The sequence below is a fragment of the Nocardia sp. NPDC058114 genome, from assembly GCF_042884695.1.
GTDB lineage: Bacteria > Actinomycetota > Actinomycetes > Mycobacteriales > Mycobacteriaceae > Nocardia.
Genome location: NZ_JBHVTK010000011.1, coordinates 1 through 17457, shown reverse-complemented (window position 1 = coordinate 17457; position 17457 = coordinate 1). Strand labels below are relative to the sequence as shown.

Below are 17457 nucleotides of genomic sequence, written 5' to 3'. Positions count from 1 at the left end.
GCGCCCGACAGCGATTTTCGCCGGGCGCGACCCACCTCACTCTTTGCGTTCGCCGTTTTCGTCGAGCAGACCACGTCGCGCCTGCGAGGCGAGCTTGCGCTCGGCCGCACCGATACGATCGTTGGTCTCGAGCCGGAGGTCGGTTCCGCGGCCGGTCGGCTGCATATCGACACCCGCCGAGATCATCGGCTCCCATTCGAAGGTCACACCGGCGATGGTGACCGGGCAGCCCGGTTGCGCACCCTGTTTGACCAGCGCGGCTTCGACACCCAGGCGAGCCAACCGGTCGGCCAGGTAGCCGACGGCCTCGTCGTTGTTGAAGTCGGTCTGGCGAATCCAGCGCTCGGGGCGAGTGCCGCGCACGATGAAACCACCCGCCTCCTCCGGGTCGGCGATGACGCTGAAACCGGTCTCGTCGGTCGCGATCGGGCGGATGATGGTGCGCTTGGGCGCGGCCTTGGGGTGATCCTCGCGATACTGACGAACCATGTCGGCCAGCGCGAACGTCAACGGGCGCAGGCCCGCGCGGCTCACGGCGGAGATCTCGAACACCGGCCAGCCACGCTCGGCGAACTCGGCGGACACCATTTCGGCCAGCTCGGCCGCATCGGGCACGTCGGTCTTGTTGAGGATGACCACGCGCGGGCGGTCGGCCAGATCACCGAGGCTGGCGTCACCTGACAAGGCGGGCTTGTAGGCGGCGAGCTCGGCCTCGAGTGCATCGACGTCGGAGACCGGGTCGCGGCCGGGTTCCAGGGTCGCGCAGTCGACGACGTGGGCGAGCACCGCGCAGCGTTCGATGTGGCGCAGAAAGTCCAGGCCGAGGCCGCGGCCTTCGCTGGCACCGGGGATCAGGCCGGGCACGTCGGCGATGGTGAAGGTCGTGTCACCGGACAGCACGACGCCCAAGTTGGGGACCAGCGTGGTGAACGGGTAATCGGCGATCTTCGGCTTGGCCGCGGACAGCACCGAGACCAGCGACGACTTGCCCGCGGACGGGAAGCCGACGAGTCCGACGTCGGCGACCGACTTCAGCTCGAGTACGACGTCGACCTCGTCGCCCTCTTCGCCGAGCAGCGCGAAACCGGGCGCCTTGCGTGCCTTGGACGCCAGCGAGGCGTTGCCGAGGCCACCGCGGCCGCCACGGGCGATGATGAACCGGTTGCCCGCGCCGACGAGGTCGCAGACCACCTTGCCGTCGTCATCGACGACGACCGTTCCGTCGGGGACCTGCAGCACCAGATCGGCGCCGTTCTTGCCCTCTCGGTTGCTGCCCTCGCCGGGCTTGCCGTTGCCGGCCTTGGCGTTGGGGTGGAAATGGAAATCGAGCAGGGTGTGGACGTTGGCGTCGACCTCGAGGATCACGTCGCCGCCACTGCCGCCGTTGCCGCCGTCGGGCCCGCCGAGCGGCTTGAACTTCTCACGATGCACCGAGGCGCAACCGTGTCCACCTCTACCGGCACGAACATGCAGCACGACGCGGTCGATGAATTTGGACATGGGTTGATCCTCCTCCTTCTGACTAGTCGTTTGCGGTAAGGGGTGGGGAGAACACGACAGAGCGGGTCAGGGAATCAACCCTGACCCGCTCTGGTGTCTGTGGGGAGCGAAGCTCCAGGCGGTCAGGCCTGGACCGGCTCCGGAACGACGATGTTGACGGTCTTGCGGCCACGCTTGGTGCCGAACTCGACCGCGCCCGCCTCGAGGGCGAACAGCGTGTCGTCGCCACCACGGCCGACGTTCACGCCCGGGTGGAAGTGAGTTCCACGCTGACGGACCAGGATCTCGCCCGCGCTGACCTTCTGGCCGCCGAAACGCTTCACGCCGAGGCGCTGGGCGTTCGAATCGCGGCCGTTCCGGGAGCTGGATGCGCCCTTCTTATGTGCCATTGCTTCGTCTCCTCGGGAAAATTCTTACTTGATGCCGGTGACCTTGATGACCGTCAGCGGCTGACGGTGACCCTGGCGCTTGTGGTAGCCGGTCTTGTTCTTGAACTTGTGGATCCGGATCTTCGGGCCCTTGGTCTGGTCGATGACCTCAGCGGCCACGGAGATCTTGGCCAGCTTGTCGGCGTCGGTGGTCAGATCGGTGCCGTCGACGACGAGAACCGGGGTCAGCGCCACGGCGGTGCCGACCGCGCCCTCGATCTTCTCGACCTTCACCAGGTCACCGACCGCGACCTTGTACTGCTTTCCGCCGGTCTTGACGATTGCGTACGCTGCCATCGGTCGGCTTCCTCCACTCACATTGGTCCTGCACATGTCCACGCCGCAGCTGCGACGCGTATTCCTGGGCTCATCCCCGCACGAGCGGGGGAAGAACGTTTGCTGCCTGCGGTATCACCCGGCCTGCTCGGCTGGATGCTCAATCACTGGGCAGCGACCGACCTAGGTTACCAGAATGGTATCCACTCCCCCAATTCGGCCGGTCAGGGGCCGAATCGGGGCTTGCGTGCGCGGAGCGATCCGCGCACGCAAGCATCGGGTTACTTCGATTCGGCGGCCGGCGCGCCCGCGGGACGACCCACGGCGCGACGACGCGGCTTGCGCTCCGGGACGACCACCGGCTCCGCCGCGAAGTCCACGACGGCCGCCGCGGGCGGCTGCTCGTTCGCCGACAGGACGAACACGGCTCCCGCGCTGTCCGGCGCGGGCGCTGCCGTCGACCGGGCTACGCGACGCCTACGAGGCGCCCGCGGTGCGGGTTCCTCGGCGGCGGCAGCCGGTTCAGGCTCGGCGACCGGGGCCGGCTGCGCGGTCTCGACCGCGGCCGGTTCGGGCTGCGAGGTCTCGACGACCGGGGTCTCGGCGACAGCGGCGGTATCGGCAGCTGCCGAGATCACCGCTTCCTCCTCGGCCTCGGGTTCCGCCTCGCCGGAGATGACCCCAGTGAGCGGCCCCTCGGCGCTCTGCTCGGTATTCGCCGCGGCGGCACCACGACCCGACCGGCGCGAACGCGAACGCGACCGCGACCTCGTCGGCTCGGCGGGCGCCTCCTCGACGACCTCGGTGTGCTCGTCGCTGGACTCGTCGTCGTGATGACCTGCCATCGCGAGTACCACCGGGTGGGCCCGCTTGACCGCGATGTCCTCTTCGGCGTGCTCGGCGGCCGGTGCGGTGCCGTTGGTCGCGGGCGCCGCGGCGGCCGCGGGCTTGTCGCGATCCTTACCGCGACGACGACGCGAACCGCCCTCCTTCGACCGCGGCTCCTCGACCCCGGACCCGGAATCCACCGGGTAGGAGTGCACGAGAATGCCGCGACCGTGGCAGTGCTCACAGGTGGTGGAGAACGCCTCGACCAGCCCGGTGCCCAGCTTCTTGCGGGTCATCTGGACCAGGCCCAGCGAGGTGACCTCCGACACCTGGTGGCGGGTGCGGTCGCGTCCGAGCGCCTCGGTGAGACGACGGAGCACCAGGTCACGGTTGGATTCGAGAACCATGTCGATGAAGTCGACGACGATCATGCCGCCGATATCGCGCAGCCGCATCTGGCGCACGATCTCCTCGGCCGCTTCCAGGTTGTTCTTGGTGACGGTCTCTTCGAGGTTCGACGAGCCCGAGCCGGTGAACTTGCCGGTGTTGACGTCGACGACGGTCATCGCCTCGGTGCGGTCGATCACCAGGGTGCCGCCCGAGGGCAGCCACACCTTGCGATCGAGCGCCTTGGCCAGCTGCTCGTCGATCCGGAAGGCGTCGAACACGTCGACACCGTTGTTCTCGTGCCGGTTGACCCGCGGCAGCAGGTCGGGCGCCACCGTGCGGACATAGGTTTCGACGGTGCTCCACGCGCGGTCACCTTCGATGACCAGCTTGGCGAAGTCCTCGTTGAACAGGTCGCGGATGACCTTGACCAGCATGTCGGGCTCTTCGTAGAGGGCCTTCGGTGCGTTGGTCTCCTTGGCGGCGGCCTCTTCGATGGTGCGCCAGGCGGCCTGCAGCCGCTCGACGTCGCGAGCCAGTTCGGGCTCGCTGACACCCTCGGACGCGGTCCGGATGATCACCCCGGCGTCGGACGGGACGATCTCGCGCAGGATCTCCTTGAGCCGCTTGCGCTCGGTATCGGGCAGCTTGCGACTGATCCCGGTGGACGTGCCACCGGGCACGTACACCAGGAAGCGACCCGCGAGGGAGATCTGGGTGGTGAGACGGGCGCCCTTGTGACCCACCGGGTCCTTGGACACCTGCACCAGCACCTGATCGCCGGGCTTGAGCGCCTGCTCGATCTTGCGCTCGCGACCGCCGAGACCGGCGGCTTCCCAGTTCACCTCACCGGCGTAGAGCACACCGTTGCGGCCGCGGCCGATGTCGATGAACGCCGCCTCCATGCTGGGCAGCACGTTCTGGACCTTGCCGAGGTAGACATTGCCCACCATCGACGCCTGACCGGAACTGGTGACGAAGTGCTCGACGAGGATGTTGTCCTCGAGGACCGCCACCTGGGTGGTGGTCTGGTGACCGGGCGCGTGCTCGGCGGGGTCGAACGCCTTCTCGCGCACGACCATCACCCGGTCGACCGCCTCGCGGCGAGCCAGGAACTCCGACTCGGTCAGGATCGGCGGACGACGACGCCCGGCTTCCCGGCCGTCACGCCGACGCTGACGCTTCGCTTCCAGCCGGGTGGAGCCGGAGATGCCCTGCACTTCGTCGGGGTTGCTCGCGCTGGAACGACCGCGGCTCTTGTTGCGGGGCTCGCGCTCGTGCACCACGGTGTTCGGCGGATCGTCTTCGGTCGCCGACTCGGCGTCGGCGGACTCGCCACCCACCTTGCGGCGACGGCGACGACGGCGACGACGGCTGGCGCCATCGGAGGAGCCGTCTTCGTCATCGGTGTCGGATTCGGTGTCCTCGGCCTGCTCGGCTTCGGCGGTGACCTGCTCGGCCGGCTGCTCGGCCTCGTCGGTGTCGTCGTCATCGCTGTCGGAGTCGGTGTCCTCGCCGTCGGCGGACTGCTCGCCACGACCACGACCCCGGCCACGACGGCCACGACGGCGGCGGCGCGGCTGGCCGTCGGCGTCGTTGTCACCGGACTGATCGGCGGACTCGTCCTCGGCCTCGGCGTCGAGCTCCTCGGCCTTGGGCGCGACGGTTTCCTCCACCGGCGGCGCGGCGGGCTCTTCGATCTTCTTCGGAGCCCGTTCGGCCCGACGGCGTTTGCGGGTCTCCTCGGCGGCGGTGGCGTCCGGCGGGAGGAACAACGGCATATCCACCGAGGCGGGCGCCTCGAAGGTCACCGGCTCGGCCCGCACGGGGGATTCCGACGCCCGGTGGGTGAACAGATCCGTGTGCGCGTCCTCGCGCATCGCGGCGAACACCTCGTCGGTGCGCGCGACGTGGGGCGCGGAGAACAGCGACGCGGGCGCCGCGGACGTGTCGGCCGGCTGCTCGGCGACGGGGGTGGACGCGGCGCTCTTCTTCGCGCGCGTCGCGGGTGCGGGTGCTGAAGGTTCGCCGGGTTCGGCGTCAGCGGCGGCGATCGCGTCGCGCACCGTTTCGGCGACCGAACGGTCGACATTGGATTGAACGCTGCGCGCCTCGGCGCCCAACTCGGCCAGTTTGGCCAGGATGCGTTTGCTGGTCACTCCCAACCGCTTGGCCAGTGCATGAACTCGAATTCGCTCCGGCAATTGATCGGCATCCTGTTGTGTTGTGTCCAGCGGCTCTTTTTCGGCCACGAAGTCTCCTCGGGCCCCCGGGCGCGTCCTTCCCCGGTACGGGAGTGACGCGGCCGACGCGGGGGCATCGTCCGTGCACCTCGTACCCGATGGTACGAGGGTCATCTGGTCTCGCCCCGCGTGTCCGGTCGCACCTTGATCGATCATCTGGCGGGCCAACCGGTCACACGGCGCCTGGCTGTACGGCGTGGCACCGCGCTTTCGAGCGCTCATCCAGCGTGCCTGCGCGGGCGACCCCAGCAACAGGGCCATCCGTGGCAGCGATGATCGGCATCAACCGCGGTGTCATCCGGTCATGTCCGACACCGCGTCACGTACCTGCGCGACAGGTCGGCGTCGAACACATCCGTAATCAGTATCCCATACGGTTCGCGCGGGGATCGCCATCGGCGCAACTCACGCGAACTCCGCCCCGCTCACGGCGGTGGTATCACCCGGCGGATCCGGCAAGCGAGGGCGCCCCGGCCGAGCGGAGTTCGATACCGCCTGACCGGGTGTCCTTCTACCTTTGCTGCGCTACCGACCGCTGCGGGTCAGGCGGGGAATTCGGGGAACCAGAGGGCGATCTCGCGCTTGGCGGACTCGGGCGAGTCGGATCCGTGGACCAGGTTGAACTGGGTCTCCAGGCCGAAGTCGCCGCGGATGGTGCCGGGCACGGCCTTCTCTACCGGGTCGGTGCCACCGGCGAGCTGACGGAACGCCGCGATCGCGCGCGGGCCTTCGAGCACGGCCGCGACGACCGGGCCGGAGGTGATGAATTCGATGAGCGAGCCGAAGAAAGGCCGCTCGGCATGTTCGGCGTAGTGCTCGGCCGCGAGTTCCGCGGACACGTTCTTCAGCTCCAAGGCCTGGAAAGTGAGGCCCTTGCGCTCGATGCGCGCGAGGATCTCGCCGGTGAGGCCTCGGGAGACACCGTCCGGCTTGATGAGTACCAACGTCTGCTCAGTCACGGGGTAACCCTAGCGTCGGCCGTGTCAGGACGCCGATCGGGCCCTCGAGCGGTCAGGACTTGGTGCCCATTCGCTGGCTGGGGAGCAGTCCCGCGTCCATTCGGCGCTGGACATCCGAGCGCAGGACGAGGATGAACGCCCAGACCGCGATGAACACCACCGCGATCACGCCGATCGACAGGTGGATGAAGGCGCCCGCGAGCAGCAGCACCTGCAGGCCCAGGTTGAACGGGATCGCCCACGGCTTCCGCTGTACACCCGCGCCCAGGATCATCAGCACCGAGAGCACCACGAGATAGGTTCCGGAGAACCACGTGACCCCGCCGCCCACGTCGGCGACCACCGGCAAAGCCAGCAACACCACGATCGCCTCGAGGATCAACGTCCCCGCCATGACGCCGCGCAGACCCTTCCACGGATCGTTGGCGGGAGGAGGCACTTGTTCTTCACTCACGCCGGAGCCTTTCCGAACAGGGCGCGCGCCGCGCCCGCGGTGACGACCGACCCGGTGACCACCACGCCGGCGCCGGAGATCACGTCGCCCTCGTCGCCGGCCTGCTCGGCCAGCGCGATCGCCGACTCCAGCGCGTCGGGCAGGGTCTCGGCGGTGATCACGCGTTCATCGCCGAACCGCTGCACGGCCAGGTCGGCCAGCGAGTCCACGTCCATGGCCCGCGGCGAGCCGTTGCTGGTGACGACGATTTCGTCGAAGACCGGTTCGAGCGCGTCGAGGATCCCGGCCGCATCCTTGTCGGCGAGCACCGCGACCACCCCGACCAGCTTGCGGAAGTCGAACTCGCCGGTGAGCGTCGCGGCCAGCGCCTGCGCACCCGCCGGGTTGTGGGCGGCGTCGACGAAGATGGTCGGCGCGTTGCGCATCCGTTCCATCCGCCCCGGGCTGGCCACCGTCGCGAAACCGGCGCGCACGGCCTCGATATCGAGCTGACGATCCGCGCCCGCCCCGAAGAACGCCTCCACCGCGGCCAGGGCCAGGGCCGCGTTGCGGGCCTGGTGCTCGCCGTGCAGCGGCAGGAAGATCTCGTCGTAGACGCCGCCGAGCCCCTGCAGGGTGAGCAGCTGCCCGCCGACGGCGACGCCCCGTTCCAGTACCCGGAACTCCGCGCCCTCGCGGGCCACCGCGGCGTCCTCGGCGACGGCCCGGCGCAGCAGCACGTCCATCACCTGGGGTTCCTGCTCGGCGATCACCGCGACGGTGTCGGTCGGGATCAGCGCCTCGGGTGCGCGCTTGATGATCCCGGCCTTCTCCTTGGCGATCGACTCGAGGTCGGGACCGAGGTACTCGGTGTGGTCGAGGCCGATCGGGGTGATCACCGCGACCTGCGCGTGGATCACATTGGTGGCGTCCCAGGTGCCGCCCATCCCGGTTTCCACGACGGCCACATCGACCGGCGCCTCGGCGAACGCGGCGTAGGCCATGCCGGTGAGCACCTCGAACTTGCTCATCGCCGGGCCGTCGGATTCGGCGGAACGCTGGTCGATCATGCCGATATAGGGCGCGAGCTCGTGATAGGTCGCCACATAGCCGGCCGGGGAGATCGGCGCGTTGTCGATGCTGATCCGCTCGGTCGCCAGCTGCAGGTGCGGGCTGGTGATCCGGCCGGTGCGCCGATGCAGGGCGGTGAGCAGGGCGTCGATCATCCGGGTCACCGAGGTCTTGCCGTTGGTGCCCGCGACGTGGATCGCCGGATAGTTGTTCTGCGGGTTGCCCAGCAGATCCATCAGGGTGGCGATCCTGGTGAGCGAGGGTTCGATCTTGGTTTCGGGCCAGCGCTTGTCGAGCTCGGCCTCGACCAGCGCCATCTCGGCGAGGTCGACCGGCGACGGCCCGGTGCTGAGCTGGGCCGCGCTGTAGTCGCTGCCGCCGAAGTCGGCGTCTTCGGGGTCGAGGTCACCGGGGCCCATGTCGCTCACTTGGCGCTCAGCTCCGCCAGACGGGCGCCGATGCGCGTGACTTCGGCCGCGGCCACATCGCGTCGACCGGTGATCTTGTCGACGACCGGCTGCGGCGCCTTGGCCAGGAAGGCCTCGTTGCCGAGCTTGGCCGTGGTGGTGTCGAGATCCTTCTGCGCGGCCGCGAGATCCTTCTCCAGCCGGCGACGCTCGGCATCGAGGTCGATCGCGCCGGAGGTGTCGAGCTGCACGGTGACGGTGCCGCCGGACAGCCGCACCTCCACCTCGGCGGTGGTGGCGAAGTCCTCGCCCGGTTCGGTGAGCCGGGCCAGATTGGCCACCGAGTCGGCGAACCCGCCGAGCCCGACCTCCTCGATCCCGACGAGCGTGGCCTTCACCTTCTGCTTGTCGGCCAGGCCCTGATCGCCGCGGAACCGGCGGATCTCGGTGATCAACCGCTGCGTATCGGCCACGCGTTGCGCGGCGAGTTCGTCGATCGCCACGCCACTGGCCTGCGGCCACGCGGCGATCACCACCGATTCACCGCCGGTGAGCGCCTGCCACAGGGTCTCGGTGACGAACGGGATCACCGGGTGCAGCAGACGCAGCACCGCGTCGAGCACACTGCCGAGCACGACCGCGGTGCTCTCGGCGCGCGCGTCGGATTCGGCGAACTGCACCTTGGACAGCTCCAGGTACCAGTCGCACAGCTCGTCCCACGCGAAGTGGTAGAGCGCCTCGCAGGCCTTGCCGAATTCGTAGGCGTCGAAGGCGGTGTCGACCTCGGCGCGGACCGCGTCGAGCCGGTCGACGATCCAGCGGTCGGCGTCGGTGAGGGTCTCGCGCGGGGGCAGCTCACCGGTGCGCGCACCGTTCATCAGGGCGAACTTGGTGGCGTTGAACAGCTTGGTGACGAAGCTGCGCGAAGCCAGTGCGTGCGCGTCGCCGACGGACAGATCGCCGCCGGGCTGGGCGCCGCGGGCCAGGGTGAAGCGCAGCGCGTCGGCGCCGTAGGAGTTGATCCAGTCGAGCGGATCGATGCCGTTGCCGCGCGACTTCGACATCTTCTTGCCGTGCTGGTCGCGGATGAGGCCGTGCAGGAACACGTCTTCGAACGGGACCTGCTTCCGGCCGCCCTTACCGGCGGTGAGCACCGGATCGTCGCTCACGTACATGCCGAACATCATCATCCGGGCCACCCAGAAGAACAGGATGTCGTACCCGGTGACGAGGACGCTGGTCGGATAGAACTTCGACAGCTCGGGGGTCGAGTCGGGCCACCCCATCGTGGAGAACGGCCACAGACCCGAGGAGAACCAGGTGTCGAGCACGTCCGGGTCCTGCACCCAGCCCTCGGGCGCTTCCTCGCCGGGGCCGAGGCACACGATCTCGCCTTCGGGGCCGTACCAGATCGGGATGCGGTGGCCCCACCACAGCTGACGCGAGATGCACCAGTCGTGCATGTTGTCGACCCAGTCGAACCAGCGCGGTTCCTGGCTGGCCGGGTGGATCTTCACGTCGCCCTCACGCACGGCGTCGCCCGCGGCCTTGGCCAGGGTGTCGACCTTGACCCACCACTGCATCGACAGGCGCGGCTCGATCGGCTCGCCGGAGCGCTCCGAGTGACCGACCTGGTGCTTGTAGGGGAACTTGCGGCCGACGATGCGACCTTCGGCCTCGAGCCGTTCGCGGATCTTCACGCGGGCCTCGAAGCGGTCCATGCCGTCGAATTCGGTGCCGCTGTCGGCGATCCGGCCGGTCTTGTCCATGATCGTCGGCATCGGCAGGCCGTGGCGCAGGCCGAGCTCGAAGTCGTTGGGGTCGTGCGCCGGGGTGATCTTCACTGCGCCGGAACCGAATTCGGGGTCGACGTAGTCGTCGGCGACGATCGGGATCTGACGGCCGGTGATCGGGTGGTACAGCGTGGTGCCGATCAGCGCCTTGTACCGCTCGTCGTCCGGGTGCACCGCGACGGCGGTGTCACCGAGCATCGTCTCCACGCGGGTGGTGGCCACGATCACGTGCGGTTCGTCGTCGTTCAGCGAGCCGAACCGCATGCTCACGAGCTCGCCGTCGACCTCCTTGTGGTCGACCTCGAGGTCGGAGATGCCGGTCTGCAGCACCGGCGACCAGTTCACCAGGCGCTCGGCGCGGTAGATCAGCCCCGAGTCGTAGAGCCGCTTGAAGATCGTCTGCACGGCGCGCGAGAGGCCGTCGTCCATGGTGAAGCGGTCGCGGCTCCAGTCGACGCCGTCGCCGAGGCGACGCATCTGGCCCTGGATCTGCCCGCCGGACTCCCGCTTCCAGTCCCACACCTTGTCGATGAAGAGCTCACGTCCGAAGTCCTCTTTGGACTTCCCGTCGACGGCGAGCTGCTTCTCCACCACCGTCTGCGTGGCGATACCCGCATGGTCCATGCCCGGCAGCCACAGCACCTCGTAGCCCTGCATCCGCTTGCGGCGGGTGAGCAGGTCCATGATCGTGTGGTCGAGCGCGTGGCCCATGTGCAAGGTGCCGGTGACGTTGGGCGGCGGCAGCACGATCGAGTACGGCGGCTTGCTCGAGGAGGCGTCGGCGGCGAAGTACCCGGCGTTGACCCAGCCCTCGTACAGGTCGGCCTCTACCTCGCCGGGGTTCCAGCTCTTGGGCAGGGCATCGGCACGATTACGCGAGTTGTCAGGGGCTGCGCTGGTCACGTCCCAATCCTAAGGGGAGCGGCAACCAGCTTTTTCCCCGCCTACCCGAGCACAAAAAAAGACGGAATCTTCGGTGGATGAGGGACACCGAAGACTCCGTCTACAGCTCTGATACTACCGGCGATCGACCCCACTCAGCAGAATCCATATGGAATTCTCAGCTTCTACCCGGCCCTGGTCAGCACGGTCTGTGACGCGCCACGACGACACGCGGAAACCGTTGTCTCCCAACCCTCCAGCCGAAATATCCGGGCAACCCCCGATTGCCGTTTTGTCCGTTTTACCGGACCCTGGAGAGGGTGACGCCCCCGCTCGATTCCTCGTCTCCCGTTCCCGCGTCGGCACCGAGGATCATCACCCCGATCGCCCTGCTCGACCTGCGCGCGAGCGAGGTCCAAGAACTGCGCTACCCGAGCACCACCGTTCTGGTCTTCGCCGGTGTCCCCGGCGCGGGAAAGTCCACCGCACTACACCGCTTCTTCGGCTCGGGACCCGATGCCGAGCAACCGGTGCGGACCGCGTCCGGCGCCCTCGTCCTCGACTCGAATCACACCCGCAATCGCCTGCGTCACCGGTTGGGCTGGGCGCCGTATTCCCTGTGGCGCCCGCTGGTCCACCTCGCGCACTACCGCGCGATCCGCGACGCGGTCCGCGACAGCGACGGACCGGTCGCCATCCACGACTGCGCCACCTTCCGCTGGAGCCGTCGCCTGATCGCCCGCTGGACCGAGCAGGGCCGCCGCGAACTGCACATGGTGCTCATCGATGTGCCCGCCGAGCAGGCCAGATCGGGTCAGATCAGCCGAGGCAGAAGCGTCAACAGCCTGGCCTTCACGGGACACTGCCGCCGCTGGGAAACGATGATGGACTCCCTGGGAGCCCGCGGCACCGCCCTCGCGCCGGACCCGCAACCGCTGTCCTCGACCTCGGTGGTGATCATCGACCGCCCGACACTGCACGCGGTGTCGCGGATCGCCTTCGACCCGGCCTGATCAGGGCACCAGCACGCTCAGCGCCCCGGGCATCGCCTGCACCGTCACCGGCAACATCCCCGCGGGCTCACCATCGGCCGTGGCGTATCCGCCCTCCGCACCGACCGTGATCCGCCGGGCCCGATAACGCTTGGTCGCCGGATGGTCGATCCGTTTGCCCGCCGACAACGCGGGCAGCAGCCGCGCCATCTCCAGCCGTGACACCGCGCCGACCACCGTGATGTCGAGGTACCCGTCGTCGGCGAGTGCTTCCGGACACACCAGCATGCCGCCGCCGTAGGTGCGGGTGTTGCCGATCGGCGCCATCACCGCGTCGGTCAGGATCACCACGTGGGAGTCGGGCGGATTGTCCAGCGCACCGGGCGCGAGGCCGGACAGCTCGATCCGGAACGGCAGTGTGTAGCCACGCATCAGCTCGACGACCGCGGCAGCGGTGTAGCGCAGCGGGCCACGGGGATAGCGCATCTTGTTGGCGCGCAGCGTGACTCGCGCGTCGAAGCCGGTGCCGACCACGGTCGCGAACCAGGTGGGTGCGGCGTCCGCCGATTCGATCCGCCCCAGATCGATGGTCCGGGCTCGACCGCCCAGCACGATCTCGACGGCAGCAAGGGGGTCACCGGTCGGTATCCCGAATTCGCGCGCCAGGTCGTTGCCGGTGCCCGCGGGCACCAGCCCGAGCGGCACCCCGCTGTGCGCGACAGCGGCCAGCAGCACGTTCATCAGCCCGTCACCGCCGACGCAGATCACCGCATCCGGCCGGTCCTCGCCGGCCAGGAGCGTCCTGACCTGTGTCACCGACTCGTCCGCGCTCGGGGCTCGCACCTCGACCACCTCGACACCGCGCGCCAGCAGTTCGGCCAGCACCGCCTCGGCGACGTCGTCGCCCCGGCCCGACCCGGAACGCGGGTTCGTGACGACGACAACGCGCCGCATCGAATGTTCGCTCACGGCACCAGCTTCCCAGGGTTGAGCACTCCGGTGGGGTCGAGTTCGCGCTTCACCGCACGCAACACCCGAACCCCCAGGTCACCGATTTCAGCGCCCATCCACGGCCGGTGGTCGGCGCCCACGGCGTGGTGGTGGGTGATGGTGCCGCCCGCGGCGACCATCGCGTCGCTCGCGGCGGATTTGGCGATGCGCCACTGCGCGATCGGATCATCGAGCTGCTTGGCGACGACGGTGAAATACAGCGATGCCCCGGTCGGATAGGTGTGCGAGATGTGGCACATGACCAGCGCGGGCGTGCCCTGCGCACCGAGCGCGTCCATCAGCGCGCCGGTGACCTTCACTTTGAGATTCGCCAGATTGGCCCAGCTGGTAGCGGTTTCGAGCGTCTCGCACAGCACGCCGACATCGAGCAGCGCGTCACGCATGTAGGGCGCGGCGAACCGGCCGTGCTCCCACTGCTGGGCAGGCGCCTCGCCGAGTGCGGTGCCGCCCGCGGCAGCGAGCAGCTCGCTCGCCTCGGCGGATCGGGCCGCGACATGGGCCCGGCTGCCCTCGAAGGTGGTGATGGCGAGACAGCCCGATACCGGATGGCCGCCGACGTCGGCGGAGCGCGCCAGATTCAGACCCGTTTCGGCCTCGTCGGACAGCCGCATCACCGTCGGCGCGGCGCCGGCCTGCACCACGCTGCGCAGCGCAGCGGAGCCGGTGGCGAAGTCGGGGAACGACCAGGCTTGGTAGCCCACGGTTTCCGGCACGGGATGCACCCGCAGGGTGACCGAGGTGATGATGCCGAGCGCGCCTTCGGATCCGACGAACAACTCGCGCAGGTCGGGTCCGGCTGCCGACGCGGGCGCGCGCCCGAGGTCGAGGGTGCCCTGCGGGGTGGCGATCACCAGGCGCTCGACCATGTCGTCGAACCGGCCGTAGCCCGCCGACGCCTGACCCGACGACCTGGTCGCGGCGAACCCGCCGATGCTGGCGAATTCGAAGCTCTGCGGAAAGTGCCCGAGCGAGAGTCCGTGCGCACCGAGCAACTCCTCGGCCTGCGGGCCGGTGAGTCCGGCGCCGAGGGTGGCGGTGCCGCTGGCCGGATCTACCGCGGTGAGCGTGTCGAGCCTGCGCAGGTCGAGTGCGATCACGGTGCCGAACTGCCCGCGCACGGGATCGACGCCACCGACCACGCTGGTTCCGCCACCGAACGGTACGACGGCGACGCCGTGTTCGGCGCAGTACTCCAGCAGCGCCAGGACCTGCGGGTGATCGGCGGGGAAGACGACGGCGTCGGGGGCGTCCTGCGGGGTGTTCGCGCGTCGGCGCAGCAGGTCGGGGGTGCTCTTGCCGCCCGCGTGCCGCAGCCGGTCGAGATCGGCGGTAGTGAGATGTTCGTCACCGACGATCGCCGCCAGGCCTGCCCGATCGGCGGCCGTGAGCGTGGTGGGGATCAGCGGCACGTCGTTCTCGTCGCGGCGCACGACCGGCTCACCCGAGATCCCGAACACCTGCGCGAGCAGGCCACGGATCTGCGCCGACAGCGGCTGGTGACCGGCGGCTACGCCCCAGGCGTCCCACACCATGCTCGGTGCCACGGTGGCGGACCCGGTTTGTTCGTGTTGCGTCTCGACCATGCGTTACATAATGACATATACTGTCAAGCAGTAACCAACGATATGTCCCAGAGTCGACATCCGTACCGCTGTCGGATGTCACTACCGACCCTTCGCGACGGAAACCCCGCTGGTCCGCTCGATACCCTTGGGCGGTTCCAGCCCGACCACGGCGCAGCTGTCCCGGCGCCACCGAACCCACCGGCGGTGAAGCACGATGATCGATCTCGCGACCCACGCTGACCAGCTTTCGCCCACCGACGTGGCGATTCTCGATGCCACGCGGGCCTGCGTCGTCGACTTCGGGGTTCGCCGAACCACGCTCACCGAGGTGGCGCGCCGGGCCGGGGTGAGCAGGCCGACGGTTTACCGCCGCTGGCCCGACACCGGATCGCTGATCGCCGAACTGCTGGTGCGTGAACTGCGCACGATCGTCGCCGAAACCATGCCCGACACCGGCCTCGGCCGGGATCGGCTGGTCCACGGCATCGTGACGGGCTCGGCGGCGATTCGGTCGAACGCGGTGTTCGCCAAGATCTTCCGCACCGACACCGACCTGATGCTCACCTATGTGTTCGGCCGGCTCGGCCGCAATCAGCGCACGCTGATCGGGCTGTTCGCGACCGTGATCGAGCTCGGGCACCGAGACGGGTCGATCCGGTCGGGTGATGCCGAGCACATGGCCACCATGCTGCTGCTCATCACCCAGTCGGCGGTGCAGTCGGCGGGCACGGTGGAGTCGCTGCTGGCCGGTGCGGAGTTCGACGTCGAATTGTCCAGGGCTATCGAGGGTTATCTGCTCCCGCCACCCGAGAAGGACTCCTGATGCCTGCTGACTTCCCCATTTCCGGTGCCACCCTGAACGCGGCGCGCCGCACCACCGACCTCACCGCACTGGGCGAGAACCCCGAGGTCGACGTGGTGGTGATCGGCGCCGGTGTGACCGGAACCGGCGTCGCCCTCGACGCCGCCGCGCGCGGACTGCGCACAATCCTGGTGGAGCGCAACGACTTCGCCTTCGGCACCAGCCGCTGGAGTTCGAAGCTGGTGCACGGTGGGCTGCGGTATCTGGCGAGCGGACGGGTCGGGATCGCGCACGAGAGCGCGGTCGAACGCGGCATCCTGTTGCGCACCACCGCACCACATCTGGTGCGCCCACTCCCCCAGCTCGTTCCCTTGCTGCCCGGCATCAAGCTCGGCCAGAGCTCACTCATCCGCGCGGGCTTCGCCGCCGGTGACGCCCTCCGGATCGCCGCGCACACCTCGGTCGACACGTTGCCGCGCTCGCGCCGGGTGGCCGCCGCCGAGGCCCTGCGCCTGGCACCGACCGTGCGGCGCGACGGGCTGCGCGGTGGATTGCAGGCCTGGGACGGTCAACTCGTCGACGACGCCCGCCTGGTCGTCGCGCTGGCTCGCACGGCGGCCGCGCACGGCGCGACGGTGCTCACGCGCATGGAGGCGGTTGCCGCGAAGGGTGATTCGGTCCAGCTGCGCGACAGCCTGACCGGCGAGACCTTGACGGTTCGGGCGCGCGCGGTCGTGAACGCGACCGGAGTCTGGGCGGGCGAGGTCGACCACAGCATCGAACTGCGGCCCAGCCGCGGCACCCACCTCGTCTTCGACGCCGCGGCGTTCGGTGGCCTCAGCGCCGCGTTGACGGTGCCGGTACCCGGCAGCATCAGCCGGTTCGTCTTCGCGCTGCCCGCCGCGCACGGCCGCGTCTATCTCGGTCTCACCGACGAGGACGCGCCGGGCCCGATCCCCGACGAGCCACAGCCCACCGAGGCCGAGGTCGACTTCCTGCTCGACACCATCAACACCGCGCTGCGCGAACCGTTGACCCGCGCCGATATCCGCGGCCGGTTCGCCGGCCTGCGCCCGCTGCTGAAGACCGCCGACGACAGCACCGCCGACATCTCCCGCGAACACGCGGTCCTCACCGCTCCCGACGGCCTGATCACCGTCGTCGGCGGCAAGCTCACCACCTACCGCCAGATGGCCCAGGACGCCGTCGACGCCGCGGTCACCCAGGCCGCCCTCACGGCAGGCCCTTGCCGCACCACCCGGATCCCCCTGATCGGCGCGGTCGCCGGTGCCGCCCGCGACCGGATCGACGCCCCACCGGTCCTCATCGAGCGCTACGGCAGCGAGGCGAGCCAGATCGTGTCCGCCTGGCTGGCCGATCCCACCCTCGCCGAACCGGTCGCCCCCGGAATCGACGTCACCGCCGCCGAATTCGACTTCGCCATCACCCACGAGGCCGCCCTCACCGTCGACGACCTCCTGGATCGCCGCACCCGCATCGGCCTGGTCCCCACCGACCGCGAAGCCGCCACCCCCGCCGCCGAAGCCGCCTTCACCAGACACGCCGCCATCACCACCTGATCAACCAAGCCTTCCCCCGACCGCACTCCCAACCACACGGTCCACCCAACCCCGTCCCCGTCTCGAACAACCACCGCGCGCACCCAAGCCAGTCCCCTCATCAAAACCACCGCGCGGATACCAGCCAGTCCCCCTCGTCAACAACCACACCGCACACACCCAGCCTGTCCCCCTCTCCAACAACCACACCGCGCGCACCCAGCCTGTCCCCGTCTTCAACAACCCACCCAACCCAGCCACCGCACTCCCGACCCCTAGGGAGGGACGGCCACGAAGTGGCCGGTCCGCGGCCGGGCCGCC

The 17457-nt window shown here is 69.2% G+C and carries 13 protein-coding genes; 3 read left to right on the top strand and 10 right to left on the bottom strand.

What is annotated here, in order from left to right:
* Positions 1-36 precede the first annotated feature (36 nt).
* The 8 genes from obgE to ACFVVI_RS29880 form a co-directional block, all read right to left on the bottom strand.
* Entirely contained in the window at positions 37-1500 is a 1464-nt protein-coding gene (obgE, locus tag ACFVVI_RS29915) for a GTPase ObgE (protein ID WP_378993744.1), read from the bottom strand.
* 122 nt (positions 1501-1622) lie between these two features.
* Positions 1623-1889, bottom strand: a complete 267-nt coding sequence (gene rpmA, locus ACFVVI_RS29910; protein ID WP_056821498.1) for a 50S ribosomal protein L27 — start codon at positions 1887-1889, stop codon at positions 1623-1625.
* A 24-nt stretch (positions 1890-1913) separates the two neighbouring features.
* Positions 1914-2225 carry a 50S ribosomal protein L21 gene (gene rplU / locus ACFVVI_RS29905; protein ID WP_067456085.1) on the bottom strand — a complete coding sequence of 104 codons (312 nt, stop codon included), beginning with the start codon at positions 2223-2225 and terminating at the stop codon, positions 1914-1916.
* 260 nt (positions 2226-2485) lie between these two features.
* On the bottom strand, positions 2486-5671 hold the full coding sequence (locus tag ACFVVI_RS29900) for a translation initiation factor IF-2 N-terminal domain-containing protein (protein ID WP_387447696.1): 3186 nt from the start codon (positions 5669-5671) through the stop codon (positions 2486-2488).
* A gap of 533 nt (positions 5672-6204) precedes the next feature.
* Entirely contained in the window at positions 6205-6621 is a 417-nt protein-coding gene (gene ndk / locus ACFVVI_RS29895; RefSeq protein ID WP_266298471.1) for a nucleoside-diphosphate kinase, read from the bottom strand.
* Positions 6622-6673: 52 nt separating this feature from the next.
* A complete protein-coding gene (locus ACFVVI_RS29890) occupies positions 6674-7015 on the bottom strand; it encodes a DUF4233 domain-containing protein (RefSeq protein WP_378994037.1) in 342 nt (113 codons plus the stop codon).
* A 56-nt stretch (positions 7016-7071) separates the two neighbouring features.
* Positions 7072-8442: a bifunctional folylpolyglutamate synthase/dihydrofolate synthase gene (locus ACFVVI_RS29885; protein ID WP_387447930.1), complete on the bottom strand. Its 1371-nt coding sequence runs from the start codon at positions 8440-8442 to the stop codon at positions 7072-7074.
* 107 nt (positions 8443-8549) lie between these two features.
* Complete coding sequence (locus ACFVVI_RS29880; protein WP_387447695.1) at positions 8550-11228, bottom strand: valine--tRNA ligase; 2679 nt, start codon at positions 11226-11228, stop codon at positions 8550-8552.
* A 299-nt stretch (positions 11229-11527) separates the two neighbouring features.
* On the opposite strand from ACFVVI_RS29880, the gene ACFVVI_RS29875 reads away from it, so the two are divergent.
* A complete protein-coding gene (locus ACFVVI_RS29875) occupies positions 11528-12220 on the top strand; it encodes an AAA family ATPase (RefSeq protein ID WP_379314004.1) in 693 nt (230 codons plus the stop codon).
* Here the strand turns inward: ACFVVI_RS29875 and ACFVVI_RS29870 are convergent, their stop codons facing one another.
* Together ACFVVI_RS29870 and ACFVVI_RS29865 are read right to left on the bottom strand one after the other, a co-directional pair.
* Positions 12221-13168, bottom strand: a complete 948-nt coding sequence (locus tag ACFVVI_RS29870; RefSeq protein ID WP_387447694.1) for a YegS/Rv2252/BmrU family lipid kinase — start codon at positions 13166-13168, stop codon at positions 12221-12223. It lies immediately after the preceding gene.
* Positions 13165-14793, bottom strand: a complete 1629-nt coding sequence (locus tag ACFVVI_RS29865; protein ID WP_387447693.1) for an FAD-binding oxidoreductase — start codon at positions 14791-14793, stop codon at positions 13165-13167. Before ACFVVI_RS29865 ends, ACFVVI_RS29870 begins: the two co-directional genes overlap by 4 nt.
* 196 nt (positions 14794-14989) lie before the next feature.
* Here ACFVVI_RS29865 and ACFVVI_RS29860 point away from each other — a divergent pair, with 196 nt between their 5' ends.
* Together ACFVVI_RS29860 and ACFVVI_RS29855 are read left to right on the top strand one after the other, a co-directional pair.
* Positions 14990-15598, top strand: a complete 609-nt coding sequence (locus ACFVVI_RS29860; RefSeq protein WP_387447692.1) for a TetR/AcrR family transcriptional regulator — start codon at positions 14990-14992, stop codon at positions 15596-15598.
* Complete coding sequence (locus ACFVVI_RS29855) at positions 15598-17157, top strand: FAD-dependent oxidoreductase (RefSeq protein ID WP_387447691.1); 1560 nt, start codon at positions 15598-15600, stop codon at positions 17155-17157. The genes ACFVVI_RS29860 and ACFVVI_RS29855 overlap by 1 nt, the downstream gene beginning before the upstream one ends.
* Positions 17158-17457 lie beyond the last annotated feature (300 nt).

Coding starts and splice junctions, on each gene's coding strand:
- obgE (WP_378993744.1), bottom strand. CDS start 1,500: ATGTCCAAATTCATCGACCGCGTCGTGCTGCATGTTCGTGCCGGTAGA.
- rpmA (WP_056821498.1), bottom strand. CDS start 1,889: ATGGCACATAAGAAGGGCGCATCCAGCTCCCGGAACGGCCGCGATTCG.
- rplU (WP_067456085.1), bottom strand. CDS start 2,225: ATGGCAGCGTACGCAATCGTCAAGACCGGCGGAAAGCAGTACAAGGTC.
- ACFVVI_RS29890 (WP_378994037.1), bottom strand. CDS start 7,015: ATGGCGGGGACGTTGATCCTCGAGGCGATCGTGGTGTTGCTGGCTTTG.
- ACFVVI_RS29885 (WP_387447930.1), bottom strand. CDS start 8,442: ATGGCGCTGGTCGAGGCCGAGCTCGACAAGCGCTGGCCCGAAACCAAG.
- ACFVVI_RS29865 (WP_387447693.1), bottom strand. CDS start 14,793: ATGGTCGAGACGCAACACGAACAAACCGGGTCCGCCACCGTGGCACCG.
- ACFVVI_RS29860 (WP_387447692.1), top strand. CDS start 14,990: ATGATCGATCTCGCGACCCACGCTGACCAGCTTTCGCCCACCGACGTG.
- ACFVVI_RS29855 (WP_387447691.1), top strand. CDS start 15,598: ATGCCTGCTGACTTCCCCATTTCCGGTGCCACCCTGAACGCGGCGCGC.